Genomic DNA, 25293 nt, shown 5'->3' on the forward strand with positions numbered 1-25293 from the left:
TGGACGTGGTTGTCGAACTTTTTTGAGAACGCATTGGTAAGGCGCGTGAAACGACGGTTTGCCATCCGCATGGTGAGGTTGGCGCGCTCGATATGCGACGTGCTGACATGCACTGGGTCCGGATTGCCTTCGATCCGCGTCTTTGTCGCGCCAGTGCAGACGGCCGGGCTGTAGCGGCGTTCCGGCGACTTGTTGCTCTCCGGCTCGCCGTACTGCTTCACAAGCATGGCGTAATCGATGTCCGCGCCAAAGGCTTCCTCGACCGCATTAAGATAGGCGCGGTGACCATCGGTCGTAAGCTGGACGCGGTTGGCAAGTCGGCCCTTCACGTCGTCCATGAAGGCGAGCGCATATTCGCCGTCGCGACCGCCGACCAGCCAGGAAATGATAAGCTTGCTGTCGCTGTGCAGAGCGGTCCAAGTCCACACGTCGCCAGCGCCTTCAACCGGCTGCTTCATGCTCGAAACGTTCTTGGCCTTGGCACCAACGAACGACCAGATTTCATCGCACTGGACGCGCTTGGAAGTCACGTTGCGGACCTCGCGGTCGTGAAGGTCGGCACAGAATTTGCCGGCATCGACCAACAGCTTGGAAACGGTGTTGATCGACACGTCGGCAACGCGGGAGATCGACCGCATCGAGCTACCCTCGCAGAGCATGGTGAGGATTTGGACGCGGGTTTGAAGGGGCAGCTTGTTCATGCCCCTAATATGTGAACTTTTATGCTTAGTGTCAAGCATCATTTTTCATCTAGAAGACGCTCGACATCAAGGCCGGCGAAGAGATCACCCTGCGGCGGCGGATAGGCATTGTTGAACAGCGTCTCGAAGAACCGCCAGTTGCCGCTTGGCGTAGCCCGCAGCAGCGTTGTGATCGCGGATATCTGCTTATCCAAGTGCACGTTGCCGACGTCTTCGGTCAAAAACTGGAAGTGCTTGTGCTTGCGCCGTTTCGTGGTCGCATCCGTTGGATTCTTCCGGCGAAGCTGGGGCAGAACGCCCGGGGGAAGCTTCTCGTAGATCAGCTTGTTCGTGAGCTTACCAATGTACGCTGTCCTCTTTGTAGTTGACGCGTCATATGGCCATCCCATTACCCGATATATTTGCTCATAGTAGGATATTGGAAAGCGAGTTTGCCAAGGTAGAAGTTCAGCAGCAATATATGCGCTGAGAATTTTTTGCAGCTCGTTATGTGCACGGCGTTTTTGATAGCCGGTTGCTTCATCGATAAGGGCGATAATCGCCACATCGGCAAGCGCATTGAGCAGTGTTTCTGCTTTATCAGCTACATTCCGCTGCGAGGTACCCAAAACGCCGGCAGCTCGTGCACGGACCCAAACGCTGCAAATTCGGCGCAGAACTTGAGCGGGGATGCCTTCCGCGATGCTGCCTTTAACACTGCGGTAGCGGATTGGCTCTCGCAGCGCCTCAACGAGATCAACGTCCTCCAGAATGAATGGACGCAAGTTCTTGAAGGCCAGATGAAGCGGGAAATAGATCTCGTCATCTTCGGATCGGCGCGTGGAAAGTGCACCGCTGCGATAGATGCCCATGACCCGCATAAACTCGGTGCCGTTGATGACCCTGGATTCATCATCAAGCACAGCGCAGCGGAAGGTGAGATCACCGAATTGAACTTCGCCCTCGTCAATCGCGAAGCGGACAGTTTCGTCAGACCAGCGTGCGGCAGCGCCTTGCTTGGCGCGGGCTACTTTCTTGTCAGAAGCAGGCATGGCTTTTCCTCGTGCACAGACATGGGCGTCGTACCCTGTGCACGAGACTTGTGCAAGCACCGATTATCGGAGTGTGTGCACTACTTCTTCCAGCGGCTTTCCGCCGCCTTCTTCGCGATCTCGGCGCGCCGTTCCGGTGACATATTGGCGGCGCGCTTCTTTCCGCCCTTCGAGCCTAGCTCTTTGGCGGCGGCACTCTTGCCGTCGTCCGGCGTGTCCTCGGCTTCCTCGCCAGTGGCAATGCGCATGACGCGGACGGCGTTGCCGATCACGTCGGCTGGGCGCTTCTGGCCTTTAGGTCCTACCGGCATTCTTTGCCTCGTACTGCTCTTTCGTGGGCAGTTTATCGAAGGGAGGCTAATAAGCCTGTTCTTCGTATCGCGCCCTTGGTATCGGAATCGAGTTCTTCCCGTCCGAAATCTGCGCCCACTGTCCGTCTCGATAAAGCCCGCGCATGAAACCTCCGTTGCTTTCCGCTAAGCATATAGGAGTTCGCTGGCCGGCGCGACAGGCGAGAGGTGCCGGTTGATAGCCGGTCAAATTTCAAACTGAGACACTACCCTAATTTGGGTAGTGGGTCATTTGAAAGTCCACCCAATCAGAATAGGCGCTTTCGCCTAGGCCCCGTCCGGAAACAGGCGGAAGCGGGCGTCACCGACAAGCGTTGGGAGAAGCGCGATCATCGTTGCGCTTGTCGAAGCCGAGAAGCCAACAGTGCGCCGCCCTTACAAAAAAGCGCGTGACGTAAAAAGAGAAGGGCTCGCGGCGTTTAGGCGCGAGCCCTTTTCCTTGCTGAGAGCGACATTGTTGGGTGTGCTCTGGCGGTCGGATATTCATCACAATCACGGGTTCAGAGGAAGCTGGGGATCATTCACATTCGCTCAATAGAGCGTGATGGACGGGGAGTTTGGGCTAACCCGCGGTTTCAAACCGACCCACTATCCTAGATGGGGGTGGAAATTTCACCGGCCGGCCGTCGTAACGAAACACCAGCGGCTTGTCTTGGCAATCAGCCAGCGTGTGGAGCAGATCGCCGATGGTCAGGTCCGAGGATCCAATCTAGGAGCGGGGATGATATTTCTTGTCAGGAGTGAGCATGTCGGCTATGCCTCGTTTCAATATTTCAAGGATTGTTGAAACGTGGATGAGCGACAAGCCCTGATGGCCTTTGGTGCGCTGTCGCAGGAAACGCGGCTGAAACTGCTTCGGTTGCTGGTGGTTGCCGGGCCGGACGGCATCGCCGCCGGTTCGCTTGCCGAACAGGTCGAGGTCTCTCCGTCCAATGTCAGCTTCCATCTCAAGGAACTGGAGCGCGCCGGCCTAGTCGGCACGCGCCGCGACGCACGCTCGATCGTCTACAACGCGGAATACGATGCGCTTTCCGCTCTGATCCGCTTCCTGATGGAGGATTGCTGCTCGGGCCGGCCGGAAATCTGCGCGCCGGCGCTCGCCGCCCCGTGCTGCCGGCCGGGCGAGGGGCCCCGGCAATGATCTCTTACGATCTGCCGCGACGTGCCGTTGCTGAAGCCCTGGGCGCCGGCCTGCTGGTGGCAACGGTGGTCGGTTCCGGCATCATGGCGGAGACGCTGACGCATGACACCGCGCTGGCGCTGCTCGCCAACACGCTCGCGACCGGCGCCATGCTGGTGGTGTTGATCACCATCCTCGGACCGATCTCCGGGGCGCATTTCAATCCGGCCGTCTCGCTCGTCTTCTGTTTGAACCGGTCGCTCCCGCCGCGCGATCTGCCTGCCTATCTCGCCGCGCAGTTCGCCGGCGGCATCGCCGGCACGATCGCCGCGCACCTCATGTTCGCCCTGCCGCCCTTGGAGATCGCGACCAAGCTGCGCGCCGGACCGGCGCAATGGTTTTCGGAGATTGTCGCGACATTCGGCCTGGTCGCTGTAATTCTCGCCGGCCTGCGCTTCGAGCGACGGGCTGTGCCATGGCTGGTAGGCCTCTTCATCACCGCCGCCTACTGGTTCACCGCCTCTACGTCCTTCGCCAATCCGGCCGTCGCCGTGGCGCGTGCGCTCACCGACAGCTTTTCCGGCATCAGGCCGGCCGATCTCCCGGGTTTCATCGTCGCCGAACTGCTCGGCGCCTTTATCGCGCTGGCGCTGATGGGATGGCTGCTGCGGCCCGAATCCATCGAGCAATCCGAGCCACTGAAAGCCGAGCCATGACGGTCACCATCTACCACAACCCCGCTTGCGGCACCTCGCGCAACACGCTTTCCATGATCCGCGCCAGCGGTGAGGAGCCGATGGTGATCGAATATCTGAAGGCGCCGCCGAGCCGCGAACGGCTACTCGAATTGATCGCGGCGATGGGCATCACCCCGCGCGACCTGTTGCGGGAGAAAGGCACGCCCTACGCGGAGCTTGGCCTCGCCGATCCGAAATGGAGCGACGACGAGCTGATCGGTTTCATGCTCGCCCATCCGATACTCATCAACCGGCCGATCGTGGAGACGCCCAAGGGCACGAGGCTCTGCCGGCCGTCGGAGGCGGTGCTGCCGCTGCTCGACAACCCCGTGCGCGAATTCATCAAGGAGGATGGCGAGAAGGTTGCCTGGTTGCCGCAAACCTAGAACGCCAGATGCTTCATGAAGTAGATCGAGGCTCGTGGTTTGCGAACGGGTCGACAAAGTGATGCGGCACGACACCGACTTCTTGCCAGTTTCTGCATAAGGTCCGCCGCTATCGGAGCTTGGCGATAGATTTGTCGCGCGGCGAACCCATGGCGGCGATCGCTACGCCGGCAGCCGCTCAGGCGCAGTCCTTCAACTCGACCACCTCGACGCCAAGGCGGAAGGCCTGACCATCGGCATAGGAGCGCGCATATTGCTCGGCTTCGAAAGGGAAGGTCATCGTTGTGCCGTAGGCGGTGACGCGCACCGTCCACCTCTGGCCCTTGACGAGTTCAACGCCGTGAAGCTTGGCCGTCGCCATCTCACCCTCCTCCAGTCCGGCATGCTCGCGGACGCAAAGACTAACGCCGCGGAAGTCGTTTGAGTACAAATAATCCGACCCAATCGTGTCGCTACCGCGTCGATTCCGACATTCGGCGCGGCGCTTCCGTGAAATGGATCACGTTCGCTGCTGGAACCCTGGACAGGTCGAGTGGATTAGACTTACGAGCAGAGGAGGTGTCCCATGATCCGCAAGCTGAAGTCCGGCGACTACCGGCTCTATTCGCGCAAGGTGGATCCGAGGACCGGCAAACGCCGGAATCTCGGCACCTTCAAGTCGCGCGAGGCTGCCGAAAAGCACGAGCGCGAGGTGCAGTATTTCAAGCGGCATTAGCGGCATGCGACAAGCTCGTTCGGTCCGGCGCCGCCTGTGCCGAAACGGATGGGCGGGTGGGCAGTGATTAGAAAACGCTAACGGAACGGAAACACGTCCGCGCTAGGGTGGTGCGTCGGGCGATTGAGTTTGAGCCCGCCGGGCAAGTTTCGGGACCAGTGCATCATGGCCACCTTTCCCCACTTAGAGCGCCGTCTTCATTCACGAGAATTCGTGCTGAAGGAGGCCACGATCGTCACCGGCGACGCCAGCATCAAGTGCTCCGTGCGTAACCAGCACGAGCATGGCGCCGAACTGCGCGTCGGGCCGCAGGTGGAATTGCCCGACCGTTTCACGCTCATTGTTCCCGATGACGACGCCGTCTATCGGGCCGTGGTGCGCTGGCGCCGCAACGAGCGCGTCGGCGTGCAGGTCTACAGCAATTCAATGAAGGGCTGACGGCCTTCGTTAGCCCCGGCAACGGGGCGGAGCGGCGTCGCCGGCCTCTCCACCGCGGTCGTCTCGTGAGCACTGCGGCCACGTGCAGGCCGCCGAGCGCGACCTGCTGAATGGAGGCCCGGCTCTCGTCGGACCCTCCCGTGCTCAGTCGTGATGCTCGGGCATCGACTTCAGCTGGTCCTTCGTCCATCTGGTCACGGCGTGGACGTCGCCGTCCTCGTCGCGCATGAAATCCAATTGGTTGGCGCTGACGGCGACCGGCTTTGCACCGATGCCGAGGAAGCCGCCGACATCGATGACGACCTGGCTGCCATGCATGTGGTCGACCGAACCGATCTTTTCGTCGTCGGGGCCGTAGATGGTGGCGCCTTCGAGAACGCTGGGAGTCAATTCGGCGTTTGTCAGCCTCACGTGGTTGGTATGATCCATGACAGGTCTCCTGTGGTTAGACAGGAGGAACTGTCGATGGCAACGAGGGTTCCGCCGACGTCGAATGCCGGCAACCGTCGCACGCGTCGTGGTTCCTGACCTACAGCCCTTTCCGTGCCCGGATGCTCCGCGCCGCCTGCTCGATCGCGGCGCGGTCGCTGCCCAGCCTGTCGAGCAACTCCTGCGCTTCTTGGGCCGATATGCCGGTGCGTATTGCAAGCGCCTCGACCGTCAGCACATCCGCGCTGTCGATCTCGCGCGTTCCAGGCAGCGCATCGTCTGCCGTGAGCGGCAGCGCCGCCTCGCGATCGATCTCCATCTCGGCCTGGCGCCAGTGCCGCTCATGGTCGCCATGCAAGCTGCCCTCGCGCTGCCAGAGCTCATAGGCACGCTGCCTGATCTTCTCGGTCCGATCATCATCCATTGCCGTTCCTCCCTTTGCGTGCCACTCAACGCGGGATGAGGCGGAACGATCCCCGAGGCCCAAGAAGTGATCGGCTGGCGCCAGCCAAAGCCTGGCCGGTGGTCAGGCTCCGTAAGTCGCCAGCGGCTTGCCGAATGTCCCGGGTTCCGGTTTGACGCCCAGGCCCGGCCGCTGCGGCACGGCTATGAAGCCCTTTTCGATCACGACCGGGTTCTTCCGGTCGAAATGCCCGTCGATATATTCCTGGGCGATCCAGGCTCCCTCCATCCGGCGCGGCTCGACCGTGGCAGCAAGATGGACACAGGCCGCCGCGATGATGTCGCCGCCCCAGGCGTCGTCGCAGCTGTGCGGCAGCGAGCGAATGGCGCAAAGGTCGCGCACGGTTGTCATCTTCGTGAGGCCGCCGAGGCGCGTCACCTTGAAGCCGAAGCCGTCGGCGATGCCCATGGAGATCGCTCGCAGCACCGCGTTCTGGTCCTCGGTGCTCTCGTCGAGATAGACCGGATGCGTCACCCGGCCCTTCAGCGTAGCGACTTCATCCATGGTGTTGCAGGGCTGTTCGAAGACGAAGGGGATGGCGTGGCAAAGCCGGTCGAGATGGATTGCCGACGCGATTGTCAGGCCCCGGTTGCCGTCGACCGCGATGCGCGCCTTGTAGCCGACAGCTTCCCAGACCTTGTGCACGACGGCCACGTCTTCTTCGAGGTTGCGCCCGCCGATCTTCACTTGGAGGCGCGGATAGCCGGCCTTCACCTTGTCGGCGGCGATCCTCGCCGTTTCGTCCGGCGGACCTACGATCAGCGAATAATAGGCCGGCACGCGATCGGTCAGCGCGCCGCCCAGCAGCGTCGAGACCGGCACGCCGAGCTTTTGGCCGAGCAGGTCGAGAAAGGCCATGTCGAACGCGGCCTTGGCATAGCCATGTCCGTTCAGGCGCTCATCCATCTGTTTCGCAAGCAGTCTGATCGAAGCGATCTCCGCACCGATCAGACCCGGGGCGATTTCGGCGATCGCCGCGCGGGCGCCCAGCGCATGGTGCGGCTGATAGACCGGTCCGATCGGGCAAGTCTCGCCCCAGCCGGTCAAGCCGTCATCGGTCACTATCTCGACAAGGGTGGAGTCCAGCGACTCCACGTCGTCGCTGGCCATGCGGTAGATGCCGCCTTTGACGGGCAACTGCGCCGAATAGACGTTGATCCGATCGACGCGCATCACATACGCGCCCTGGCCGAGGTCGGATCGTAAGGCGAGTCCGCGATCACCTCGGCGATCTTCCATTCCCCCAAAATGGCGACCTCGAGCTTGGTGCCGGGTTTGCTCAGACGTTCCGGCAGAAGGGCCAGCGCCACGTCATGGCCGAGCGCATAGCCGTAGCCGCCCGACGTAATGCGCCCGACAAGCTCGCCGTCGATATAAAGGCCCTCGGAGGCAAGCGTGCTCGCGCCGTCGGTTTCGATCTTGAGCGTCACCGACCGGCGCTGGTCGTTCCTCGCTTTGTATTTCAACACCGCCTCGCGGCCAGCGAAATCGCCCTTGTCGAGGCGGATGAAGCGCTCGAGCCCGCTCTCCAGCGCGTTGAGCTCAGGGTTCATGTCGCGATACATGGCGCGATAGGATTTTTCGAGCCTGAGCGACTCCAGCGCATGCAGCCCGACAAGCCGCATGCCGTGCTTCTCGCCCTCCTTGAGGATGGCATCCAGCAGCTGCCGCTGATAGGACAGCGGGTGATAGAGTTCCCAGCCAAGCTCGCCCTCATAGTTGACGCGCAGCAGCCGCACGTCGCTGGCCAGTGCGACGCTGCCGGTCGCCACGCTGAACCACGGGAACTTTTCGTTCGAAAGATCGATCTCGGTCAGCGGCTGCAGCACTTCGCGTGCCTTGGGCCCGACGACGGTGAAGCAGCCGCTATCGTTGGTGACGTTCTTCAGTGATATGCTGCCGTCGGCGGGCAGCAGCCTTGAGAGATCGTCGAAATTCCAGCGCTCGGCGCGCGGCGTCGAGATCAGGTAGAACAGGTCTTCTCCGAGCCGCGCCACCATGTACTCCGCCTGCACGCCGCCGCCCGCAGTAAGGTGATGCGCCAGCGTCACCTTTCCGACCGCCGGCAAGCGATTGGCAATGATCCTGTCCAGCCAGGCGGCCGCGTTCGGTCCGGAGACCTCGAACTTGGTCATGGGCGTCATCTCGACCAGGCCGACGGCAGTGCGCACCGCCTGGACTTCCTCGGCGACGAGGTTCCCCTTCGGCGTCCATCGCCAGCTATACTGGTCCTTGGCTTCGACGCCGTCGCGTGCGAACCAGTTGGGCATCTCCCAGCCATTGAGAACGCCCCAGACCGCGCCGAGCTCGGTCAGCCTGTCATAGGAAGGCGCGGTCTTCTGCGGCCGGGCGGCGGGCATGTCCTGTCCCGGATATTTCTGCTCCGCATGTGTGCCCCAGGCCTCGCGGACCTTTTCGCGCGTCCAGGCCTTGTTGGCGTAGTCGCCGAAGCGGCGCGGATCGAGATCCGAGGTGTCGAGGCTGTTGCCGCCTTCGAGGATCCGTTCCGACAGGTAATAGCCGATCGTGCCGCCCCACAGGATGCCGCCCGGCACGCCTTCGGCCAGCCACACATTCGGCAGACCCCAGGCCGGCCCCATCAAGGGAAGCTCGTCCGCGGTCATCTGGAACGGTCCGCGCACATTGGCCTTGATGCCGACGCGCCCCAGCGCCGGCACCAGCTGCAGAGCCTGCTCCCAGTTCCACGACACCGCCTCGAAATCTTCTTCGACGAGGTCGGCGCCGAACCAGGAAGGGACGCCGTCCTCGGCGAACAGTTTCAGGTTCGCCGTGCGCTCGTAAGGCCCGAACATCAGCCCGTCGCCTTCTTCGCGCAGATACCCCTCGAACCCTTCGTCGCGCAGGATCGGCATTTCGGGGCGGCCCTGCCTTTTCCGCTCGACGATTTCCGGCACCGCTTCGGTGATCCAGTACTGGTGCAGGATCGGGATCGCCGGGATATCGAGGCCGAGCAGTGCCCCGGTCTGGCGCGCATAATTGCCGGTGGCGGAGATCACGTGCTCGCAGGTGATGTCGCCCTTGTTAGTCTGGACGAGCCATTCGCCGCCGGGCGTGCGCCTGAAGCCGGTGACCTCGGTGTTCAAGTACACCTTGGCACCCAGATCCCGCGCGCCTTTGGCCATGGCGATGGTCACGTCGGCCGGCGCGATGTGGCCGTCATCGGGATGATAAAGCGCGCCCAGCATGTGGTCGTTGTCGAGCAGTGGCGCCAGCCGCCTCGCTTCGCCCGGCGTCAGCAACTCAGCGCGCATGCCCTGGACGTCGGCGACGCTCATATAGCTCTTGAATTCGTCGAGCCGGTCGCGGCTGTTGGCGATGCGCAGCTGGCCGCATTTGTGCCAGCCGACCGGCTGGCCGGTTTCGGCCTCCAGCCCTTCATAGATCTCGATGGTCTTCTTGATCATGCGGCCGACATTGATGTTGCGGGTATAGGACGGGATCAGGCCCGCCGCATGCCAGGTGGAGCCGGCCGTAAGCTGGGTCCGCTCGAGCAGCGCAACGTCGGTCCAGCCGCGCTTGGCCAGGCCGTAAAGGATGCCGGCGCCGACGCATCCTCCGCCGACGATCACCACTCTCGCATGTGCTTGCATCGAACCACCAATTCCAGATCGTTTTCAAAAGCGCGCCGCCGAAGCTACAGGCGACGGAAGGCCGTGTAACGTTCTGAAAAACTAGGGGTAACGATAAATTAGGCTTATGCAGCGATCCCGCCTTGGCGGCTCGCTCCTCCCGGCGTTTTTACTGCGCCTGCCCGTCCTGCGCCGTCTCGTCCTTGAACTCGACTTTCGTGCCCGGCTTGACCATAGCGGCGAGGTCTTCGGCATCCCAGTTGGTCAGCCGGATGCAGCCATGCGAGTAGGTCGTCCCGATTTTGCCGGGATCCGGCGTGCCGTGGATGCCATAGCTTTCGATCGAGAGGTCGATCCAGACCGATCCCACCGGATTGTTCGGTCCCTTGGCGATGGTGAAGGGCCGCTTGCTCTTGACCCCCTTGAAGGCGAATTTCGGATTGTAGTGATAGGTCGGATTGCGCACCACGCGTTTGACCTCCGCGGCGCCGCTCGGCGCCGGCTTTTCCTCGCTGCCGATCGAGGCCGGATAGACCGCAACCGGCTTGCCTGATGGATCGAGCGCGCGGACCTGGCGGGATGCCTTGTCGACCTCGATGGTCTCGATCTCCGCCGGGGCGTCGCCCCGTCCGAGATCGGGCACTACGAGGCTCACATCTGCCTTCCGGAACCCGACGCGCGGGTTGAGCGTCTTCAGCAATTGTTCGCTGATGTGGAAACGCTCGGCCAGCCTCTCCCGCGCGTTGCGATAGCCGAGGCGCTTCAGACGAGCCATCCGCTCCAGGCGGGTGGGAATGCGCCTGGTAAAGGGGCCGCGCACGTCCTTGACCGTGACCTCATATGCCACCAGAACCGGCTCGGCGGAGCTCGCCGTCAGCTTGTCCCAGGTCTCGCGTGTGAGCTTGCCGTCGGAAGCCAGTCCGTTCGCCGCCTGGAACGCCGCCACGGCTTTGGCAAAATTGTCGGAGAGGCGACCGTCGATCAGGCCCGGCGAGAAGCGGGCGCGATCGAGAAGGATCTGCGCCTTGAGAAGCATCGGACTGACGTCCTTCGGCTCGCCCTCGCTGAATTGCGCCTGATTGACCGCGTCGAGGTCAAGCCTCGCCGCCTGAGCTCCGCTGCATGCGAGCGCGAGCGCCACGGCAGCGACAACGAAGAGCCGGACCATCGACTTCACTCCCGGGTTACGACAGAAACCTGTCTTTATGACGCGGGCGTGCCGATCTGGTTCCTGTCGCAGCGCCGGCGTGAAAATCATTAGAACGTGCACCTTTGGGCGTACGATCTTGAATTTTATGCCGAAACCAGTTCCCAAGAGCGAAAAATGCTGGCATGATCATATAAGGGTCTATGCATTCTCTGATTCGATGGGCCCTTGCCTGGTGACCGGCGGCTCCCCAACGCCCCCCGCCCATGCCGCCGGTTACTTCACTTGACGCCTCAGCCCCAGGCAATGCCGTGGCCGACCCCATCCCGGCCGTAGCGCTTCACGCACATATTAGCGGTTTGGAACATTCCTGCCTTCCCGGTGTTCGTTTTGCCAGGAGGAGCAACCATGGCAGACGTCAAAACGAAGCGCGATTTCCGGGACCGCGACCGTGTGTCGGCGGACGACGATTATGAGGTTCGCTACTTTGCCAAGCAGCATCGCATCACACCTGAACAGGTTCGGGAACTGATCAGCGAGCACGGCAACGACCGTAAGATTTTGCAACGTGAGGCAAGGAAGCTGGGTGACAAAGCTTTCTGATTTGGGGCCGCCGATCTTTGCCCGGTTGCGGGTCAGAGCAGCCGCCAACGAAGAGGACCAGTTCCGGATATGTCCCGCCTGCGGGCAGGCAGTGGACTGGGGCGACCTCCGGCAGGTGATCTGGCACGAGCAGTCGGGACACACGAAGCTGGAAATTGACAGCTGAAAAGCCTAGGGGAGACCCCTTGATGGATTTGACGCCAGAGGAGTCGCGAGCCGCACGAGAACTCCTGCATTGGTCGCAGGTGCGCCTCGGCGCCAAGGCCAGCCTAGGCGAAGGGACCATTCGCGACTTCGAGAACGGGATCAGAATTCTGCGGGTCGAGAAACGAATCCGCATCCGTCGCGCTTTTGAGGCGGCGGGCGTCGTGTTCACGGCGAAGGGGCCCTCGCTTTCGGCCGTCAGGCCCGAAATGAATGGCTATCGCCATAAACAGCGCCGCTAAGCTAGTCCCGCTGCCGAGCGCTGCTGGCAGCGAGCTAACTGTCCACGCAAACCGGAGGTCGCGTCCTCCGTGAGGCCTGTGAGCACTCGTGGACGTTTGCCGGAGAGCTTCGACTTCAAGCTGGTTCAACCTCGACCAGGCAAATGAACGACGCGCATGGCTGACTTATTTGCAGGGCAGGACCGCGGCCGCGCGTTGCCGGCGTTCCCGAAGGGGAAGTCAGAGACTCCTCGATCTTCGAGGCGGCATCAACTTTCCGGAAACCCGTATCGCAGCTTTTGGCCGGTGCCCGGCTGCTTGACAGCGTCAAGTCCCAGTCGCGTGTGTTCGTGCTTGGCAAAAGCTTTCGCGTCCGCTTCGGAACCGAAACCCTTGATGGTGACAACGCCATCCTCGATAACGCGCACGTAATACCTGTCTTCCAGCGTGTCGATTTCGACCGAATCCATTACGATTGACTTGTTCATTGACGGCCCACCTGAAGAAGATCCACCCCGCAGCCAAACGTCGCCGGCTAAGGATTGTTCCGCACTCAACTGATAAAACATCTGATCAGATAATCGGAGCACTCTGCGGGTCGGAGGGCAACGCGTTGCCTTTGCGAGGCCGCGCTTTGCCAAGTTGGACAAACATACGATTTTACTAAAATGGAAGGAACTGATGGGACTGCTCCGGCTTGAGTCGCGGTTCGTGGAGTCGCGCGTGCATGACCAGCGGCAAAGACCGGCTTTCCTTCATCGAGTTCCAATCGCCCACCTTGGTCGAGAAAGCTCCCGAAGACGGCGAATGGCTGCACGAGATCAAATATGACGGTTACCGAACCCAGCTCATCGTGGAGGGCGGAACAGCGCGAGCCTTCACGCGCCGCGGCTATGACTGGTCACATCGCTACAGGAGGATTGTCCAGGCGGCGGCGGGCTTGCCGGTGAAATCTGCGATCATTGATGGCGAGGCTGTCGTTCTCGGCGACACCGGCTTGCCTGACTACCAGGCGCTGGAGCGCGAGTTGGGCAACGCAAACTCTTCGAGATTGATCTTCTATGCCTTCGACCTGCTGCACCTCGACGGTCGCGATCTGCGACAGCAGCCGCTGGTCGAGCGCAAGGCAGCGCTCGAAACGCTGCTGAAGGACAGCGCGCCGACGCTGACCTATGCCGAGCATCTGGAGGTGAGCGGCAGGGAGATGTTCGATCATGCCTGCCGGATGGGCCTGGAGGGGATCGTGTCGAAGCGCGCGGACGCGCCCTACCGTTCCGGCGTGCAGACGAGCTGGGTCAAGGTCAAATGCATCAAGAGCGACACCTTTCCGATCGTCGCGTTCGTCGAGAAGCTTGGTGCTGAGCCGCGCCGGATCGCATCGCTCTATATCGGCAAGCGCGAGGGCGATCGGCTGCTTTATGCAGGCAAGGCTCAGAGCGGTTATACGCTTGAAGTGGCGCGACGCGTTCGCGAACGGCTCGATCCGCTGATCATCGGCAAATCGCCTTTGTCGGAGCCCATTGTGAAGCCAAAGGCGACCTGGGTGAGACCCGAAGTCCTGGCCGAGGTGCAGTTCAGCGGCGTTACCGATCGCGGGATCTTGCGCGAAGCCGTGTTCAAGGGGCTCCGCGAGGACCTGGTGGCCGTCCCGCCAAAGCCGCCGGCGCCGTCGAAACGAAGAGCGGACCGAGATCACGGCGTGCCGCGTGAGAATATCTTGCAGCTGCTGCCCGATGCGGTTTCGCCTTCCAAGGATGAGCTCGTTCGCTATTGGAGTCTGGTCGCCGATCAGGCGCTGGTGCACCTCGGCCGTCGCCCACTGAAGCTCGTCCGTCATGCCTTCGGGGCAACTTTCTACCACAAGGGACCGCTGCCCGAGATCCCGGCAGCGGTGCACCAGCTGCGCGTCGAGAAGCGAGAAGGTGGGGAGGGCACTCGGGTCTGGGTCGACGACCTCGACGGCTTGCTCGGGCTGGTCGAAATGGATGCGGTCGAGCTCCACCCGTGGAATGCCACGGTGGATGACATCGAGCATGCCGACCGGATCGTGCTGGATCTCGACCCTGGTGAGGGCGTGGAATGGGCGCAAGTGACTGAGACCGCGCTGGCGCTGCGGGACATCATGGCAGCGTCAGGTCTGGAAAGCTGGCCGAAGGTCACGGGCGGCAAGGGCATTCACTTGTTGGCGCCGCTGGCGGCGAAAATGACCCACGACCGCGCGCGGCAGCTCGCCAGGTCGATTGCCCAGGTCCTCGCCGACGCAGAACCCGACCGCTACTTGCTGTCGGCCGCGCCGGCGGCCCGCAAGGGCCGCATCTTTATCGACTATCTTCGCAACGGGCGAGGCAACACGGCCGCCGGCGCTTTTTCGCCGCGGGCCCGCCCCGGCTTCCCCATCGCGCATCCCGTTACTTGGGTGCAGGTAGAGCGGCGTATCCGGCCGGATGCGTTTACCATGGACCATCCGTTCAGGGCGGCTCAGCGAAATGCGGCGTAGCGGGCGAGGCCCGTCCAAGATCATCCCGAATCTGCGTTCTTAGTCATAGGCGATTGAATTTTCGGACGGAACCAGTTTCCAAGAACGCAAATTGCTGGCATGATCATATAAGGGCCTATGCATATTTTGATTCGATGGCCCCTGTTCCTGGTAACCGACGGCTCCCCATCGCCCCCCGCCCATGCCGTCGGTTGCCTCATTTCGAAATCTCAAGTTAAGGACGCAGCCCTGACCGGTCGAGCAGGGCTGAGGCACGCCGCAAAGTCTTTGCCATTGTGGCCGACGGCAATCACGAGCCGAACCAAAATAGCGCCAGAAGGGCCACAAAGATTACGGCCGCGGCGACGCTACCCCACATGAAGACCCTGCTGGTGCCACGCTGCTCCTCCTCGCGGGATAGGTTATTAGCCATGTCAAGTCTCCTTCGCAGTATCTCCGCACAAGTGCGAACGCCCGTCAGCGGCTCGCCACCGCCCTTGCTTCGCGCTCCAGCGTCGCACGATCGTTTCCGTGCTTTTTGATGAGGTCGCGAGCCTCGGGGATTGTCAGCTGAAATTTCCTCGCGAAGTGGGCGATCTCATATTCCTCATCGCCTGACACGCGGCCGCGGTCGCGGAAATCACGCTTGGTCGTGTCGTCTGCCATGGTTGTTCCTCCTGGATAGGAATAAAACCGCCTCCCTTTGGGAATGTTCCAGCCTCTGGGAGGTTGGTATGCGGACGCGGCTTCCGTCCTGTCAGCGACGCTTTTCGAGGAGCCGCGGGCCTGCTGCTCGTCATGCCCACTCCCGTCACTCTCGCCACGGAACAATCCGCAGTCCTTGTGGTTCGGGCGCACCCAACTAGGAGGAACAAACTATGTCCGAATCCCGCGAATGGCTGATCCAGTGGCTGAGGGATGCTCACGCAATGGAAGAGCAAGCCGAGACGATGCTGTCCGGCCAGCTGGGCCGGCTCGAGAGCTATCCGGACCTCAGCGAACGCATCCGCGCTCACCTCGCCGAGACCAAGGAGCAGGCGAGACGATTGAAGTCTTGCCTCGATGGCCTGGAAGAAGGTTCGTCAACACTGAAGGACGCAGGCGGAAAACTGACCGCAATGGCGCAGTCGATCAGCGGCGTGTTCGCCGGCGACGAGGTGATGAAAGGCTCTCTGGCCAGCTACACCTTCGAGCATATGGAGATCGCTTCCTATACGATCCTCATGGCTGCCGCTGAAGCCGTGGGTGAAGCCGAGATTGCTCGGGTCTGTGAGCAGAACCTGCGCGAAGAAGAAGCGATGGCCGAGTGGCTGAAGGACAATCTTCCGCAGGTCACCGAGACATTCCTCGCCCGGGCCGATGCCGACAGCGACAGCGCCAAGCGCTAGTTCGCGTCCTACAGGTGAAACGAGGCGGCGTTGGCCGCCGCCTCGGTCCCATCAAGCGTGCTTCGGCTGGGCTGCCTTTCCAGTTGGGAGCGGAACTGCTCCCTCCTCGATGAGGATGTCCTTCCGGCGGGCAAAGGCAACGAAGACGCCTCTCGCCGTTTCTGCGTCGATTTCGCCGGCCAAGGCGGCCTTGCAGGCACGCATCGCCGCCTTCTGCTCAGGGCTGTTGCCACACCAGTCGGCGACGAACTGATAGGCATCTACGACAGTGTTCAGCTGACGCGGAAATCCCAGTCCGACCCAGACGCGGATCGGCTTTTCGAACGGTTTTGCAAGCATCGTGACTGCCTCCTTTTTGCGGCTACGCAGTCACGCCGCTGCCTGGGCCCTTGCCGGTCATCCAAGGCAAAGTGACACTCACGTCCTCGTGGATTTTGACCGACTTTGCGAAGCCGCAGAACGCGTCTCTGGCCGCCGTTAGCGGATAGTCGCTGTCGAATGCTCGCTGACAGGCACGCAGGGCGGTCTCGTAGATGGTGCCGCGTCTGTTCTTGGGCCATTCGTAGAGAAATTCCAGGGCGTCATCGAGGCACGCGATTTCCTGGATGAGGCTGTTCCCGCTCTTCACGAAAACAGGGCTGTCAAACATCCGATCGTTCATAAGATCCTCCAAGTCGAACGAACAATTTGAGTTCTGAGACGGGCCGGAACCTTCAACGATCCTGGCCTGGCTGCGATATGGGTTTGCGGTTTTTGGCCGTCAAGATGAGGGCGCGTGCGGGAGCGTTCGGCTCGATGGGAACCTTCCGCGGGTCTTGCTGTTCGGTACGCAGCGGCGGGGCGAACCTTTGCTCCGAAATGAGGGCCGCCATCCGTGAGCGAGTCATGTGGCCCGCTCTTGCGAAAACCCGCCCGCGCTCCTCCCCGGGCGGGTTTTTGCCGGAGCAATTCTAGAAAGCGTGACTCGGGTTTCCGTCCGGAACTGCCGGCACGCACAGTCTTCCTTACGCCGGCCGCTGAACCACCGGTGGCTTTCGCGCGGGAGGCTTGCTGGTGGTCACCAGCCTGACCTTATCGATGTCCACTGTAACCGGTACGCCGAGCTTCACGGTCACCCGGTCCCCATTGACGCGCGTTACATCTCCGACGAGCTCGATCGGCTGGCCTCTCTTCACGGTCGACGTGCGGTCGATGATCGAATGCGGCTGCTCATAGGAGGGAATCGACACGCTGACGCGGTCCTCCGTCACCCGCCGGCGAACCGTTGCGGTGATGGCGACCTCGTCTCCGACCTTGATGCCTCTTGCCATAGACGCAAGACTGGTGCGGTCGGCGGATTCGTCAAGCGATCGCTAATGTATCTTTGCGCACTTTCCAGCGCGTGCCTTGGCACGCGTGCAAGAAAACCGGATCTGGCTCGTCAACAGGCTACTTCCTGAACGACAGTGCCTTCGCCTCGCGAACGAGCGAACCCCAATTCAAGCCTAGGAAAGAAACAAGTTCCAAAGCCTGCGCTTCGGTAATGCCGATCTCCCGGACAAGCCGTTGAACAACAGCTTCCTGTGACTGACTGTCAGATGTGAGCGCCATGGGAAGTCCCCTATGGCGGCGCAACGTTTCAAGTCAGAAATTAGTTCCCGCCAATTCCGGGCTTGGCTGCCACCGGCGGTCCGTTATTGGCTGGAAGCGAGCTTCTGGATACGCCCTTTGTCCAGACGGAACACCCCCTCGGTGCCGCCCTGGCGCTCGAAGTCGGTCTGGAGTTCGTCCCACGTACCCAGATATTTGCCGCATTCGGCACAATGGATTTGGGTAATGGGTTGAGCATCGATGGGGATCTGCAACCGGATCACACCGCAATACGGGCATTCCAATTTGTGATCCAGATACCTACCGGCGATCATCGCCCACCATCTCGCAATCGGCAGGTCTGCGCAAGCCGCCGATTCTTGTGCATGCCGCCAGGAGGCACAAGCGATTCTGGGGCAACGAGACGCAGCAACCAACGACTAAAAGCGCTTCGCCACGCCCTCCGACATCGCGCGCCCGCCTGTCTGTATCTTATGCAGAACGCGTTCATGACCGGCGAGACCATCCAAAACGATGGCTGGTGTGAGCGGGCGAGGCAGACGGCTGCCGTGCCGGGCCTTCGCGATGCAATGGCATTTTCGGCGCAACGCTAATATACATGACGCCCGAATGAGCAGCGCCTCCGCACACGAGGAATGCCATGCGAAGGGTCATCTTCACAGCCATGTGCATTGCCGCCGCAACAGGCGCCAATGCGCATGATTGGTACGAAGACAAGATTGACCCGGTAACGAGATTCAAGTGCTGCGGCAGTCAAGATTGCCGCGCCATCCCTCAGTCTTCGGTGCGGTCCAGAGCCGACGGCGGCTATACCTATTTGCCCGACGGTTTCAACATCCCGCGAGACCGGGTTCAGGAATCACCGGATGGCCAATATCATATCTGCGAAAACAACTACGTGATAACCAATCAGCCCTATTTGCGCTGCTTCTTCGCGCCGCGGCTCAAGGTTTCTCGGCTGGTCGCACGCTGAGGGGATGGCCGTTTTTCGGAAAGGTCCATCGACCGGCTCAAGCGGCGGCGTGAACTAGACGCCCGAGTGCCTCGCCCTGATGATTCTGGCTTCCCGCAACAGCGCAGGACGATCGCGTCCAACCGCTTTTATCAGCCTCCTGGCTTGCGCGTCCGAAATGCCTGTTTTCTGTTTCAGCAAAATGACGAGCTGCTTGTCGTCGATCCGGTTATGGGAACTGCTTTCGCCGGGTTCGGTCATTGTTGGATCCTCCTCCGACCGAACGGAAAGAAGCCCTGAAAGGTTTCATCGCGTTGTTGCTTTTCGTAGGCGATTGGTACCGCCGATCGCATGGCGGCAAATCAGCCTTCGCCAGGCCGTCTGAAACGGCAAAACGGCCTTTGGTCCTCAACTGCATCACATTTGCAGCCGTCGGCCGTTCCGGGCGGATGTCGGATTTGAGCGCATTGCAGACCGACGCCGGCCGCCTCCGTGCGTGCGCTGCTCTAAGCGGCCTCTGCATGCTTCATCAGGTAGCGCTCTGGCGTTCCATCTCCAATTCGGCCTTCAGGCTTTCGATGTCGCGAAGAATCGAGGCGACCGCCAGTGTGCGTCCCTTGCGCTTGAAACGCAGGAGGCAATCTTTGGCGGCGATGTCGCCTTCCACCGCGATCTCGTCCCATCGCTCCGCATGTCCAACGTAGTTGATCGGGACGTCATAATGCTGGCTCCAGAAGAACGGCACGGCAGTGTATTTCTCGCGCTGTCCGAGCATGTTCAGAGCTGCCGTCTGTCCCTGCCTTTCTGCGACCACCCAGTGCTCGACCCTGATGTTTTCGCCGGAGTGGGCATCGGGCCATCGCGCAATGTCGCCTGCCGCGAAAATGCCCGGCGCGCTCGTCTCCAGAAAGGCGTCCACCATGATGCCGCGGTCGAGCCTGAGCCCAGCCTTTTCGGCAAGCCCGAGCCGCGGCCGCACGCCGATGCCAGCGACGATGAGATCCGCGGTCAGCGTAAGGCCGCTGCTCAGTTGCACGTTCGTGCCGTCGATGGCGGTCGCGGTGTCCTTGAGATGAAAGACGACGCCATTTTGCTCGTGGAGGCTGCGGATGAAGTCGCCCATCTGCGGCCCGAGGACCCGCTCCATCGGCCGTTCGTCGGGCGCGACGACATGAACTTCGATGTTCCGCGCACGCAGGGACGCGGCAACCTCGAGGCCGATGAAACTGGCGCCCAGCACGATGGCGCTGCGGGCCGTCTCGGCTTCCTCGATAATCGTGCTGCAGTCGGAGAGCGAGCGCAGCGTATGGACCCGTGGCTGATGGGCGCCCGGGATCGTGAGGCGGACCGGTTCGGCTCCCGTAGCAAGCAGCAAACGGTCGTAGGCAGTTCGGTTCCCGTCTGCGTGCACGACCTCGCCGGACCGGACATCGACGTCGGCGACGCTGGCTTTGAGGCGCAGATCAATGCCGTTCTTGGCATAGAAGCTTTCCCCGCGCAGCGGAACCCAATCCGACGGCGCCTTGCCGGCGAGGTAATCCTTGGAAAGGTTGGGGCGATCGACGGGCGGCGCCTCGTCGTCGCTGAGCATGACGATGCTGCCCTGATGGCCTTCACGCCGCAGTCTTTCGGCGGCTGCAAAACCAGCCGCGCCGCCTCCGACGATCACGATTCTGCCGGCAAACTGGCCAGCGCCTCCGCTGCCGGGCTTTTGAGCCACTCGCTTGCGCTTCTCGCCCACGAATATGCGATCGCCGCGCTGTTCCACCGACCAGCAGGCGAGTGGACTGAACGCAGGCGCACGCACGGCTTCGCCGGTGCGCAAATCGAAGCAGGCGTGGTGCCACGGACATCGAACGGTATCCTCCACGACAAGACCGTCGACCAGCGGCCCGCCATAATGCGTGCACGCCGCCCCGATTGCGAAGACCTCTGTCCCGCGGCGCACCAACAGCACCTGTTCATCGCCATAGTGACCGACCAGCTTTGCGCCATCGGCAAGGTCGGATAGCGCGATACCTTGGGCCAGATCCGGTCCGCTCGATTTAGAGTGGTCTTGAGCCATCTTCTTTCTCCCTGCGCTATTCGATTGGAGTCCGACCGAGCCAGACTGACTCCCGACGCTGGTTTGGGCAAATCAACGATCGCCTGGCCTGCTTTGCGCCAGTCGATGGGCAAAGTTCGAGGCCTGTCACGACATCGGCACCCATCCTTTGGTGACCGTAGCGGCCGACGAATGATTTGATGGAGTTTCGTCAGATCGGTTTCCAAACGGACCCAAAGATTTTCGCAAACTCCCGCCACACCGGGGTAGATCGAAGCGCAGAGGCAGCGTGGGGAACAGTCCGTTCGGCTGGAGTTGTGGACAGCCTCGACCCCGATGGGGAGGCGGGCCGGACCGTCGCGCTCGCCTATCCATGACTGATGCGGTGTAAGTCGCTGAAATCCTTAACGCGATTTTCATTCCGCTCGTTTAGCCACTAGGCATGAGAAATTCCGACCAGCCCGGCCCAGGTTCAGCCCTTCAGGGGCAAAGCGAAGCCGTGGAAGCGGGAATTCTGCGGGATCAGTTCGCTGACCTGAAGAAGGGCCTTTTCATCTCGATGCCCATCGGCACCGTTCTCTCGGCCCTGATCCTGGCCGTGCAGATGCTCTCGGGTGGTGGCCCGGCGGCGGCGCTGTGGTTTGTGGCGGTCACCATCATCAACGGCGCCCGCATAGGACTGGCCCTCACCCAGCCGGAAATTGCCTTTAATGGGCCCGATGGCCGGTCGAGGCCGGTCGATGCGCGACTTTCCGTTTACGGGCTGTTAGCCCTGGCATCGGGCATCGCCTGGTCTTTTCTGGCCGTGCTGTCGGATGGATACACCACTCCCCAGGCGCCGCTCTATCTGATCGTGCTCGCCGGCCTGTCGGCCGGTTCGGTCACCTATGGTGCGTCATACGCGCCGGCTTCGATCAACTTCTTGACATTGCCGCTTCTGATCGCCGCAGGATGCGTGTTGGCGAAAGGCAATATCGAGAACTACGTCCTCGGCCTCACGGTCCTGCTTTTTCTTGGAGGCATGATCAGAAGCTCGCTGCTCGGGCAGACCCGCTTCAAGGAGACGAGCCGCCTCAAATACGAGGCGAGGGCGTTCGCAGCCCGGATGGAACGAAACTCCAGGTGCGATCCGCTGACGAACTTGCTCAACAGGCACGGGCTCGAGCACGCAATCGGCGAGATGGGTTTTTCCGACGGTCCGTTCGTGACCATGCTGATCGATCTCGACGGCTTCAAATCCGTCAACGACACCTATGGTCACAATATCGGCGACGACCTGCTGGTCCGGGTCGCGCGCAGGATAGAGAGCCACGCGCCGCCGGGGGCAACGATCGCGCGCATCGGCGGCGACGAGTTCGTGCTGCTCTTTCCCGCCGCAAGCTCGCAGCACTCGATAGACGAGCTTGCGTCCTTGATCATCGCGGCCATCGCCAATCCGGATCCGGCATTGAAATCGGTGCGTGTCGGCGCCTCGATCGGTATCTACGTATCGGAGACACCGCGACTGACGGAGATGCTGCTGCGCGCCGACTTCGCGCTTTACGCGGCCAAGCGCAGCGGCAGGAACGAATACTGCCTCTTCGATGCCGAGCTCGATCACGGGCTCGAACGCAAGCACTGCATCGAGCGCGACCTGCGCGCAGCTATCGAGAGAGGCACGCTTTGCTCATGGTTCCAGCCCATCGTGCGGCTGGACACGCAAGCGGTCGCCGGCTTCGAAGCGCTGCTGCGGTGGCAGCACCCGGTTCACGGCGCCATTCCCCCGCCGGAGATCGTGACAGCGGCACGCGAAACCGGTCTGCTTTCCTTGCTGACGGAGAAGGTCTTTCTCAATTGCTGCTCCATGATCGAGGAACTGGCGAGGAAAGGGCGCCAGGATGTGCGCGTTGCGATGAATCTGTCGCCGCGTGAACTCGAGGCAGGCAATGTCGACGATATGATGCTGGACATCCTGAAGACGAGGAATGTCCCCGCGGCCATGCTCGAGATAGAGATTACCGAAGAGGCGCCCGTGGATCGCGCCCGGGTCGACGAAAAGCTGGAACGCCTGGCGGACGCGGGCATATCGATCGTGCTGGACGATTTCGGCACCGGCTTTTCGACCCTGGTTTCGCTGAAGGACAGTCGGATCCGCAAGATCAAGATCGACAAGGACTTCGTTCGCGATCTGGCCAAATCCGTGGAAGATCAGGCGCTGGTCAAGGCCGTCATCGATCTCGGACGAACGCTTGGCATAGAGGTCATGGCGGAGGGGGTCGAAACGGACGCCGATCGCCTGATCCTGCGCTCGCTCCATTGCATGATCGGGCAGGGCTTCCTCTTCTCGGCAGCGCTTCCCATGCACGATGCGCTGGCCTTCGAGCCGAGGCGTTTCGACACCTCTGCCGCCGCAAATGCCGCCTGTGATCCCGGGCAACTCCCGTCGCGCCGAACCGGCAGCGCCGCCTAAGGGGGTGGGCGGCTGCGGCTGCCCAACTCCTGTGTCAGAGAGCCTCGAATGACCACTGTCGGCGACTTGGATATCAGGCCGGCAGGCCGTTTTGCTTTCGCAGGCTCTTGTCGAAGGCGGATTCGGGAACGAAACGGCGCAGCAAGCTGATCTGGCGAGCCATTTTTCCGGCAGCATAGCGCCTCCGCGGAACGGAGGCGGTCGCCGCTTGCAAGACCGTCTTGGCCACGACCTCGGGCGCATCGCCTGTCTCGATGGCTTTCCGCAGAACCACATCCATGCCGGCGCGCGCGATGCCATAGATGTCCAGCAACTGATCGGGCCTGGCGAGATTTTCTTCAAACGACGTGCGGGTGTAGGCGGGCTCGACCAGCACCACGCGAATTCCGAACGAGCGCAGTTCATGGTCCAGCGATTCTGAATAGCCTTCGATCGCATGCTTGGTCGACGCATAGAGAGCGGAATAGGGAGCCGGAATCAGGCCCAGCACGGAACTCAAATTCACGATTCTGCCGCTGCGTTGGTGTCGCATTGTCGGCAGCACCGCGTTGGTCATCCGGATGACACCAAAGACATTCACATCGAAAAGCGCCTGAGCCTGCGCAGTCGAGGACTCCTCCGCGCCGCCAAGCAGGCCGATGCCGGCATTGTTGACCAGCAAGTCTATGCGCCCTGTTTCGGCCAGCACCTCTTCGACCAGCTTCGATATGGACGCGTCGTCGGTCACGTCGCCGGTCAGCATGGCAACGCCATCGGACTGTTCGGAGACCGCGCGACGGCTGGTTCCGAACACGCGAAAGCCCGCGTTCCGGAGGGCTGCGGCTGTTGCGCGCCCGATGCCCGAGGATGCGCCTGTGACGAGGGCGACGCCAGGATTGGTCTTTTCCATGAGATCACTTTCTTGCGGCTGGAGTGGGGAAATCGGAAGGCCGAAACAAAAGCCTCAGCCAGGGAGCGGCTCGACCGTTCATGCCTGTCCGTCCCAGCGCCGGAACAGCGCGCTGGCGTTCACACCTCCGAAGCCAAACCCATTGGAGATCGCGTAGTCCATTTCCATTGGCCGGGCTTGGTTCGCGACGAAGTCTATGCCGTCGCCGGCCGGATCGGGCGCGCCCAGATTGAGGGTTGGCGGCGCCACCTGGTCCCTGAGCGCCAATATCGTGAAGATCGCGCCGAGCCCGCCGGCAGCGCCGAGCAGGTGTCCGGTCGCCGACTTGGTCCCGCTGACGGCGATCGAGAAATCCGCGCCGAAGACCCTTTTGATCGCTTCGATTTCTCCCAGGTCGCCCACCGGCGTGGAGGTCGCATGCGCATTGAGGTGGCGGATGTCGCGTGGCGAGATGCCGGCCTGGGCAATCGCGACCTCCATCGCACGTCGCGCGCAATCGCCGTCCTCGGGGCCGGAAGTGACATGATGGGCATCCGCCGTGGTGCCGTAGCCGACGACCTCGGCGAGCGGTTTCGCGCCGCGAGCCAGCGCATGGCTCAATTCCTCGATGACCAGGATGCCGGCGCCTTCGCCCATGACGAACCCGTCCCGCGACAGGTCGAACGGACGAGAGGCCTGATCGGGACGGTGATTGAAGGAGGTCGAAAGCGAGCGTGCCGCTGCGAAGCCGCCCAAGCTGACGGTGTTCATGCATGCCTCGGTGCCGCCGCACAAAGCGACATCGGCCTCATTGGCGCGGATGATGCGAGCCGCATCGCCGATCGCCTGGATGCCGGCGGCGCATGCGGTTACCGGTGCGCCGATGTGGCCTTTGAAGCCGTAGCGGATCGAGACGTGGCCAGCCGCGAGGTTCACCAGGAAAGATGGCACCGTGAACGGCGAAAGGCGCCGAACGCCGCGCTGGTCGACGGTCCGGACAGCCTCGGTGATGGCGGGAAAACCTCCGACACCTGAAGCGATGATCGTCGCCGTGCGAAGCCGATCCTTTTCCAAGGCCGGTTTCCATCTCGCCTGGGCAAGCGCCTCTTCTGCTGCGGCCAGCGCGAACAGGATGAAGCGGTCGACCTTACGCTGATCCTTCGGAGTCAGGAAAGCGTTCGGATCGAGGCCGGCTTCGGGATCTTCTTCCAGGGAGGGAACCACGCCGCCGATCTTCGCCGGCAAATCTTCCACCACGTCGTCCGCGAGCCTGCGGATACCAGAGCGGCCGGCCAGGAGACGCGACCAGGACGTCTCGACATCCGCCGCAAGCGGCGTGACCGCGCCCATGCCCGTTACAACGATCCGTCGCATCTATTCTCCTATCAATC

At 61.9% G+C, this 25293-nt stretch carries 33 protein-coding genes; 12 read left to right on the top strand and 21 right to left on the bottom strand.

The window, feature by feature from the left end; all coding sequences use genetic code 11:
- The 3 genes from P9228_RS26780 to P9228_RS26790 form a co-directional block, all read right to left on the bottom strand.
- A partial coding sequence (locus P9228_RS26780) for an IS1 family transposase (protein WP_278056472.1) occupies positions 1-701 on the bottom strand: 701 nt, incomplete at its 3' end.
- 38 nt (positions 702-739) lie between these two features.
- Positions 740-1732: a P63C domain-containing protein gene (locus tag P9228_RS26785; protein WP_278056474.1), complete on the bottom strand. Its 993-nt coding sequence runs from the start codon at positions 1730-1732 to the stop codon at positions 740-742.
- Positions 1733-1812: 80 nt separating this feature from the next.
- Positions 1813-2043, bottom strand: coding sequence for an RNA-binding protein (locus P9228_RS26790; RefSeq protein ID WP_278056475.1), 231 nt, complete (start codon positions 2041-2043; stop codon positions 1813-1815).
- 829 nt (positions 2044-2872) lie between these two features.
- Here P9228_RS26790 and P9228_RS26795 point away from each other — a divergent pair.
- The 3 genes from P9228_RS26795 to arsC are packed head-to-tail and all read left to right on the top strand — an operon-like array spanning position 2873 to position 4325.
- Entirely contained in the window at positions 2873-3223 is a 351-nt protein-coding gene (locus P9228_RS26795) for a metalloregulator ArsR/SmtB family transcription factor (protein ID WP_278056477.1), read from the top strand.
- Positions 3220-3918, top strand: coding sequence for an MIP/aquaporin family protein (locus P9228_RS26800; protein ID WP_095824623.1), 699 nt, complete (start codon positions 3220-3222; stop codon positions 3916-3918). Before P9228_RS26795 ends, P9228_RS26800 begins: the two co-directional genes overlap by 4 nt.
- Complete coding sequence (gene arsC, locus P9228_RS26805; RefSeq protein ID WP_067321933.1) at positions 3915-4325, top strand: arsenate reductase (glutaredoxin); 411 nt, start codon at positions 3915-3917, stop codon at positions 4323-4325. The genes P9228_RS26800 and arsC overlap by 4 nt, the downstream gene beginning before the upstream one ends.
- 178 nt (positions 4326-4503) lie before the next feature.
- Here the strand turns inward: arsC and P9228_RS26810 are convergent, their stop codons facing one another.
- Entirely contained in the window at positions 4504-4686 is a 183-nt protein-coding gene (locus P9228_RS26810; RefSeq protein WP_066992937.1) for a hypothetical protein, read from the bottom strand.
- A 204-nt stretch (positions 4687-4890) separates the two neighbouring features.
- Between P9228_RS26810 and P9228_RS26815 the strand changes: the two genes are divergently transcribed.
- Complete coding sequence (locus P9228_RS26815) at positions 4891-5040, top strand: hypothetical protein (protein ID WP_095778956.1); 150 nt, start codon at positions 4891-4893, stop codon at positions 5038-5040.
- A 165-nt stretch (positions 5041-5205) separates the two neighbouring features.
- Positions 5206-5478 carry a PilZ domain-containing protein gene (locus P9228_RS26820; protein ID WP_095783349.1) on the top strand — a complete coding sequence of 91 codons (273 nt, stop codon included), beginning with the start codon at positions 5206-5208 and terminating at the stop codon, positions 5476-5478.
- 144 nt (positions 5479-5622) lie between these two features.
- Here P9228_RS26820 and P9228_RS26825 read toward each other — a convergent pair whose 3' ends face one another.
- From P9228_RS26825 to P9228_RS26845, 5 genes are all read right to left on the bottom strand, one after another.
- A complete protein-coding gene (locus P9228_RS26825; RefSeq protein WP_095801503.1) occupies positions 5623-5907 on the bottom strand; it encodes a photosystem reaction center subunit H in 285 nt (94 codons plus the stop codon).
- Positions 5908-6007: 100 nt separating this feature from the next.
- Positions 6008-6331 (bottom strand): DUF2934 domain-containing protein, encoded by a 324-nt coding sequence (locus tag P9228_RS26830; RefSeq protein ID WP_067321922.1) that lies wholly within the window; start codon positions 6329-6331, stop codon positions 6008-6010.
- 102 nt (positions 6332-6433) lie between these two features.
- Complete coding sequence (locus tag P9228_RS26835) at positions 6434-7543, bottom strand: mandelate racemase/muconate lactonizing enzyme family protein (protein ID WP_278056491.1); 1110 nt, start codon at positions 7541-7543, stop codon at positions 6434-6436.
- Complete coding sequence (locus P9228_RS26840) at positions 7543-9981, bottom strand: FAD-dependent oxidoreductase (protein ID WP_278056492.1); 2439 nt, start codon at positions 9979-9981, stop codon at positions 7543-7545. Before P9228_RS26840 ends, P9228_RS26835 begins: the two co-directional genes overlap by 1 nt.
- Before the next feature lie 148 nt (positions 9982-10129).
- On the bottom strand, positions 10130-11128 hold the full coding sequence (locus tag P9228_RS26845) for a L,D-transpeptidase (RefSeq protein WP_095801500.1): 999 nt from the start codon (positions 11126-11128) through the stop codon (positions 10130-10132).
- 387 nt (positions 11129-11515) lie between these two features.
- Between P9228_RS26845 and P9228_RS26850 the strand changes: the two genes are divergently transcribed.
- The 3 genes from P9228_RS26850 to P9228_RS26860 are packed head-to-tail and all read left to right on the top strand — an operon-like array spanning position 11516 to position 12156.
- Positions 11516-11710: a DUF3606 domain-containing protein gene (locus P9228_RS26850; protein ID WP_066992956.1), complete on the top strand. Its 195-nt coding sequence runs from the start codon at positions 11516-11518 to the stop codon at positions 11708-11710.
- Entirely contained in the window at positions 11694-11876 is a 183-nt protein-coding gene (locus P9228_RS26855; protein ID WP_278056496.1) for a hypothetical protein, read from the top strand. The genes P9228_RS26850 and P9228_RS26855 overlap by 17 nt, the downstream gene beginning before the upstream one ends.
- Before the next feature lie 22 nt (positions 11877-11898).
- Positions 11899-12156 (top strand): helix-turn-helix domain-containing protein, encoded by a 258-nt coding sequence (locus P9228_RS26860; RefSeq protein WP_278056637.1) that lies wholly within the window; start codon positions 11899-11901, stop codon positions 12154-12156.
- A 248-nt stretch (positions 12157-12404) separates the two neighbouring features.
- Here P9228_RS26860 and P9228_RS26865 read toward each other — a convergent pair whose 3' ends face one another.
- Positions 12405-12623: a hypothetical protein gene (locus tag P9228_RS26865; protein ID WP_095824617.1), complete on the bottom strand. Its 219-nt coding sequence runs from the start codon at positions 12621-12623 to the stop codon at positions 12405-12407.
- Between the two features lie 239 nt (positions 12624-12862).
- On the opposite strand from P9228_RS26865, the gene ligD reads away from it, so the two are divergent.
- The gene (ligD, locus tag P9228_RS26870; RefSeq protein WP_278056499.1) at positions 12863-14632 is read left to right on the top strand and encodes a DNA ligase D; all 1770 of its coding nucleotides are present in this window, start codon (positions 12863-12865) and stop codon (positions 14630-14632) included.
- A 289-nt stretch (positions 14633-14921) separates the two neighbouring features.
- Here ligD and P9228_RS26875 read toward each other — a convergent pair whose 3' ends face one another.
- Both P9228_RS26875 and P9228_RS26880 read right to left on the bottom strand, forming a co-directional pair.
- Complete coding sequence (locus P9228_RS26875; protein WP_278056501.1) at positions 14922-15044, bottom strand: hypothetical protein; 123 nt, start codon at positions 15042-15044, stop codon at positions 14922-14924.
- Positions 15045-15088: 44 nt separating this feature from the next.
- A complete protein-coding gene (locus tag P9228_RS26880) occupies positions 15089-15277 on the bottom strand; it encodes a DUF3606 domain-containing protein (protein WP_067321902.1) in 189 nt (62 codons plus the stop codon).
- A gap of 212 nt (positions 15278-15489) precedes the next feature.
- Here P9228_RS26880 and P9228_RS26885 point away from each other — a divergent pair, with 212 nt between their 5' ends.
- Positions 15490-15999, top strand: a complete 510-nt coding sequence (locus P9228_RS26885) for a DUF892 family protein (protein ID WP_066992977.1) — start codon at positions 15490-15492, stop codon at positions 15997-15999.
- 51 nt (positions 16000-16050) lie between these two features.
- Here P9228_RS26885 and P9228_RS26890 read toward each other — a convergent pair whose 3' ends face one another.
- The 5 genes from P9228_RS26890 to P9228_RS26910 form a co-directional block, all read right to left on the bottom strand.
- Complete coding sequence (locus tag P9228_RS26890) at positions 16051-16338, bottom strand: DUF982 domain-containing protein (protein WP_067321896.1); 288 nt, start codon at positions 16336-16338, stop codon at positions 16051-16053.
- 22 nt (positions 16339-16360) lie between these two features.
- Positions 16361-16660 (bottom strand): DUF982 domain-containing protein, encoded by a 300-nt coding sequence (locus P9228_RS26895; RefSeq protein ID WP_067321894.1) that lies wholly within the window; start codon positions 16658-16660, stop codon positions 16361-16363.
- A gap of 343 nt (positions 16661-17003) precedes the next feature.
- The gene (locus P9228_RS26900; protein ID WP_066992982.1) at positions 17004-17309 is read right to left on the bottom strand and encodes a hypothetical protein; all 306 of its coding nucleotides are present in this window, start codon (positions 17307-17309) and stop codon (positions 17004-17006) included.
- A gap of 118 nt (positions 17310-17427) precedes the next feature.
- Positions 17428-17589: a hypothetical protein gene (locus tag P9228_RS26905; RefSeq protein ID WP_095801495.1), complete on the bottom strand. Its 162-nt coding sequence runs from the start codon at positions 17587-17589 to the stop codon at positions 17428-17430.
- Positions 17590-17672: 83 nt separating this feature from the next.
- Entirely contained in the window at positions 17673-17903 is a 231-nt protein-coding gene (locus tag P9228_RS26910) for a hypothetical protein (RefSeq protein WP_067321889.1), read from the bottom strand.
- Positions 17904-18229: 326 nt separating this feature from the next.
- Between P9228_RS26910 and P9228_RS26915 the strand changes: the two genes are divergently transcribed.
- On the top strand, positions 18230-18562 hold the full coding sequence (locus P9228_RS26915; protein WP_127215351.1) for a hypothetical protein: 333 nt from the start codon (positions 18230-18232) through the stop codon (positions 18560-18562).
- 54 nt (positions 18563-18616) lie between these two features.
- On the opposite strand, the gene P9228_RS26920 is transcribed toward P9228_RS26915, so the two are convergent.
- Together P9228_RS26920 and P9228_RS26925 are read right to left on the bottom strand one after the other, a co-directional pair.
- On the bottom strand, positions 18617-18802 hold the full coding sequence (locus P9228_RS26920) for a hypothetical protein (RefSeq protein ID WP_066992988.1): 186 nt from the start codon (positions 18800-18802) through the stop codon (positions 18617-18619).
- 268 nt (positions 18803-19070) lie between these two features.
- Positions 19071-20606 (bottom strand): FAD-dependent oxidoreductase, encoded by a 1536-nt coding sequence (locus P9228_RS26925; RefSeq protein WP_278056504.1) that lies wholly within the window; start codon positions 20604-20606, stop codon positions 19071-19073.
- 478 nt (positions 20607-21084) lie between these two features.
- Between P9228_RS26925 and P9228_RS26930 the strand changes: the two genes are divergently transcribed.
- Positions 21085-23034: a GGDEF domain-containing phosphodiesterase gene (locus tag P9228_RS26930; RefSeq protein WP_278056505.1), complete on the top strand. Its 1950-nt coding sequence runs from the start codon at positions 21085-21087 to the stop codon at positions 23032-23034.
- A gap of 73 nt (positions 23035-23107) precedes the next feature.
- Here the strand turns inward: P9228_RS26930 and P9228_RS26935 are convergent, their stop codons facing one another.
- Together P9228_RS26935 and fabF are read right to left on the bottom strand one after the other, a co-directional pair.
- Entirely contained in the window at positions 23108-23923 is an 816-nt protein-coding gene (locus tag P9228_RS26935) for an oxidoreductase (protein ID WP_278056508.1), read from the bottom strand.
- A gap of 78 nt (positions 23924-24001) precedes the next feature.
- Positions 24002-25276 (bottom strand): beta-ketoacyl-ACP synthase II, encoded by a 1275-nt coding sequence (fabF, locus tag P9228_RS26940; RefSeq protein ID WP_278056510.1) that lies wholly within the window; start codon positions 25274-25276, stop codon positions 24002-24004.
- Between the last annotated feature and the right edge of the window lie 17 nt (positions 25277-25293).

The sequence above is a fragment of the Mesorhizobium sp. WSM4898 genome, from assembly GCF_029625845.1.
GTDB lineage: Bacteria > Pseudomonadota > Alphaproteobacteria > Rhizobiales > Rhizobiaceae > Mesorhizobium.

Excerpts from the sequence above, each read along its gene's own strand:
- P9228_RS26905 (WP_095801495.1), bottom strand. The coding sequence starts at position 17,589 with ATGGCGCTCACATCTGACAGTCAGTCACAGGAAGCTGTTGTTCAACGG.
- P9228_RS26815 (WP_095778956.1), top strand. The coding sequence starts at position 4,891 with ATGATCCGCAAGCTGAAGTCCGGCGACTACCGGCTCTATTCGCGCAAG.
- P9228_RS26900 (WP_066992982.1), bottom strand. The coding sequence starts at position 17,309 with ATGGCAAGAGGCATCAAGGTCGGAGACGAGGTCGCCATCACCGCAACG.
- P9228_RS26880 (WP_067321902.1), bottom strand. The coding sequence starts at position 15,277 with ATGGCAGACGACACGACCAAGCGTGATTTCCGCGACCGCGGCCGCGTG.
- P9228_RS26790 (WP_278056475.1), bottom strand. The coding sequence starts at position 2,043 with ATGCCGGTAGGACCTAAAGGCCAGAAGCGCCCAGCCGACGTGATCGGC.
- P9228_RS26860 (WP_278056637.1), top strand. The coding sequence starts at position 11,899 with ATGGATTTGACGCCAGAGGAGTCGCGAGCCGCACGAGAACTCCTGCAT.
- fabF (WP_278056510.1), bottom strand. The coding sequence starts at position 25,276 with ATGCGACGGATCGTTGTAACGGGCATGGGCGCGGTCACGCCGCTTGCG.
- P9228_RS26875 (WP_278056501.1), bottom strand. The coding sequence starts at position 15,044 with ATGGCTAATAACCTATCCCGCGAGGAGGAGCAGCGTGGCACCAGCAGG.
- P9228_RS26885 (WP_066992977.1), top strand. The coding sequence starts at position 15,490 with ATGTCCGAATCCCGCGAATGGCTGATCCAGTGGCTGAGGGATGCTCAC.
- P9228_RS26865 (WP_095824617.1), bottom strand. The coding sequence starts at position 12,623 with ATGAACAAGTCAATCGTAATGGATTCGGTCGAAATCGACACGCTGGAA.
- P9228_RS26820 (WP_095783349.1), top strand. The coding sequence starts at position 5,206 with ATGGCCACCTTTCCCCACTTAGAGCGCCGTCTTCATTCACGAGAATTC.
- P9228_RS26915 (WP_127215351.1), top strand. The coding sequence starts at position 18,230 with ATGCGAAGGGTCATCTTCACAGCCATGTGCATTGCCGCCGCAACAGGC.
- P9228_RS26785 (WP_278056474.1), bottom strand. The coding sequence starts at position 1,732 with ATGCCTGCTTCTGACAAGAAAGTAGCCCGCGCCAAGCAAGGCGCTGCC.
- P9228_RS26825 (WP_095801503.1), bottom strand. The coding sequence starts at position 5,907 with ATGGATCATACCAACCACGTGAGGCTGACAAACGCCGAATTGACTCCC.
- P9228_RS26800 (WP_095824623.1), top strand. The coding sequence starts at position 3,220 with ATGATCTCTTACGATCTGCCGCGACGTGCCGTTGCTGAAGCCCTGGGC.
- P9228_RS26810 (WP_066992937.1), bottom strand. The coding sequence starts at position 4,686 with ATGGCGACGGCCAAGCTTCACGGCGTTGAACTCGTCAAGGGCCAGAGG.
- P9228_RS26925 (WP_278056504.1), bottom strand. The coding sequence starts at position 20,606 with ATGGCTCAAGACCACTCTAAATCGAGCGGACCGGATCTGGCCCAAGGT.
- P9228_RS26845 (WP_095801500.1), bottom strand. The coding sequence starts at position 11,128 with ATGGTCCGGCTCTTCGTTGTCGCTGCCGTGGCGCTCGCGCTCGCATGC.
- P9228_RS26830 (WP_067321922.1), bottom strand. The coding sequence starts at position 6,331 with ATGGATGATGATCGGACCGAGAAGATCAGGCAGCGTGCCTATGAGCTC.
- P9228_RS26895 (WP_067321894.1), bottom strand. The coding sequence starts at position 16,660 with ATGAACGATCGGATGTTTGACAGCCCTGTTTTCGTGAAGAGCGGGAAC.
- P9228_RS26935 (WP_278056508.1), bottom strand. The coding sequence starts at position 23,923 with ATGGAAAAGACCAATCCTGGCGTCGCCCTCGTCACAGGCGCATCCTCG.
- arsC (WP_067321933.1), top strand. The coding sequence starts at position 3,915 with ATGACGGTCACCATCTACCACAACCCCGCTTGCGGCACCTCGCGCAAC.
- P9228_RS26850 (WP_066992956.1), top strand. The coding sequence starts at position 11,516 with ATGGCAGACGTCAAAACGAAGCGCGATTTCCGGGACCGCGACCGTGTG.
- P9228_RS26920 (WP_066992988.1), bottom strand. The coding sequence starts at position 18,802 with ATGACCGAACCCGGCGAAAGCAGTTCCCATAACCGGATCGACGACAAG.
- ligD (WP_278056499.1), top strand. The coding sequence starts at position 12,863 with ATGACCAGCGGCAAAGACCGGCTTTCCTTCATCGAGTTCCAATCGCCC.
- P9228_RS26840 (WP_278056492.1), bottom strand. The coding sequence starts at position 9,981 with ATGCAAGCACATGCGAGAGTGGTGATCGTCGGCGGAGGATGCGTCGGC.
- P9228_RS26910 (WP_067321889.1), bottom strand. The coding sequence starts at position 17,903 with ATGATCGCCGGTAGGTATCTGGATCACAAATTGGAATGCCCGTATTGC.
- P9228_RS26835 (WP_278056491.1), bottom strand. The coding sequence starts at position 7,543 with ATGCGCGTCGATCGGATCAACGTCTATTCGGCGCAGTTGCCCGTCAAA.
- P9228_RS26890 (WP_067321896.1), bottom strand. The coding sequence starts at position 16,338 with ATGCTTGCAAAACCGTTCGAAAAGCCGATCCGCGTCTGGGTCGGACTG.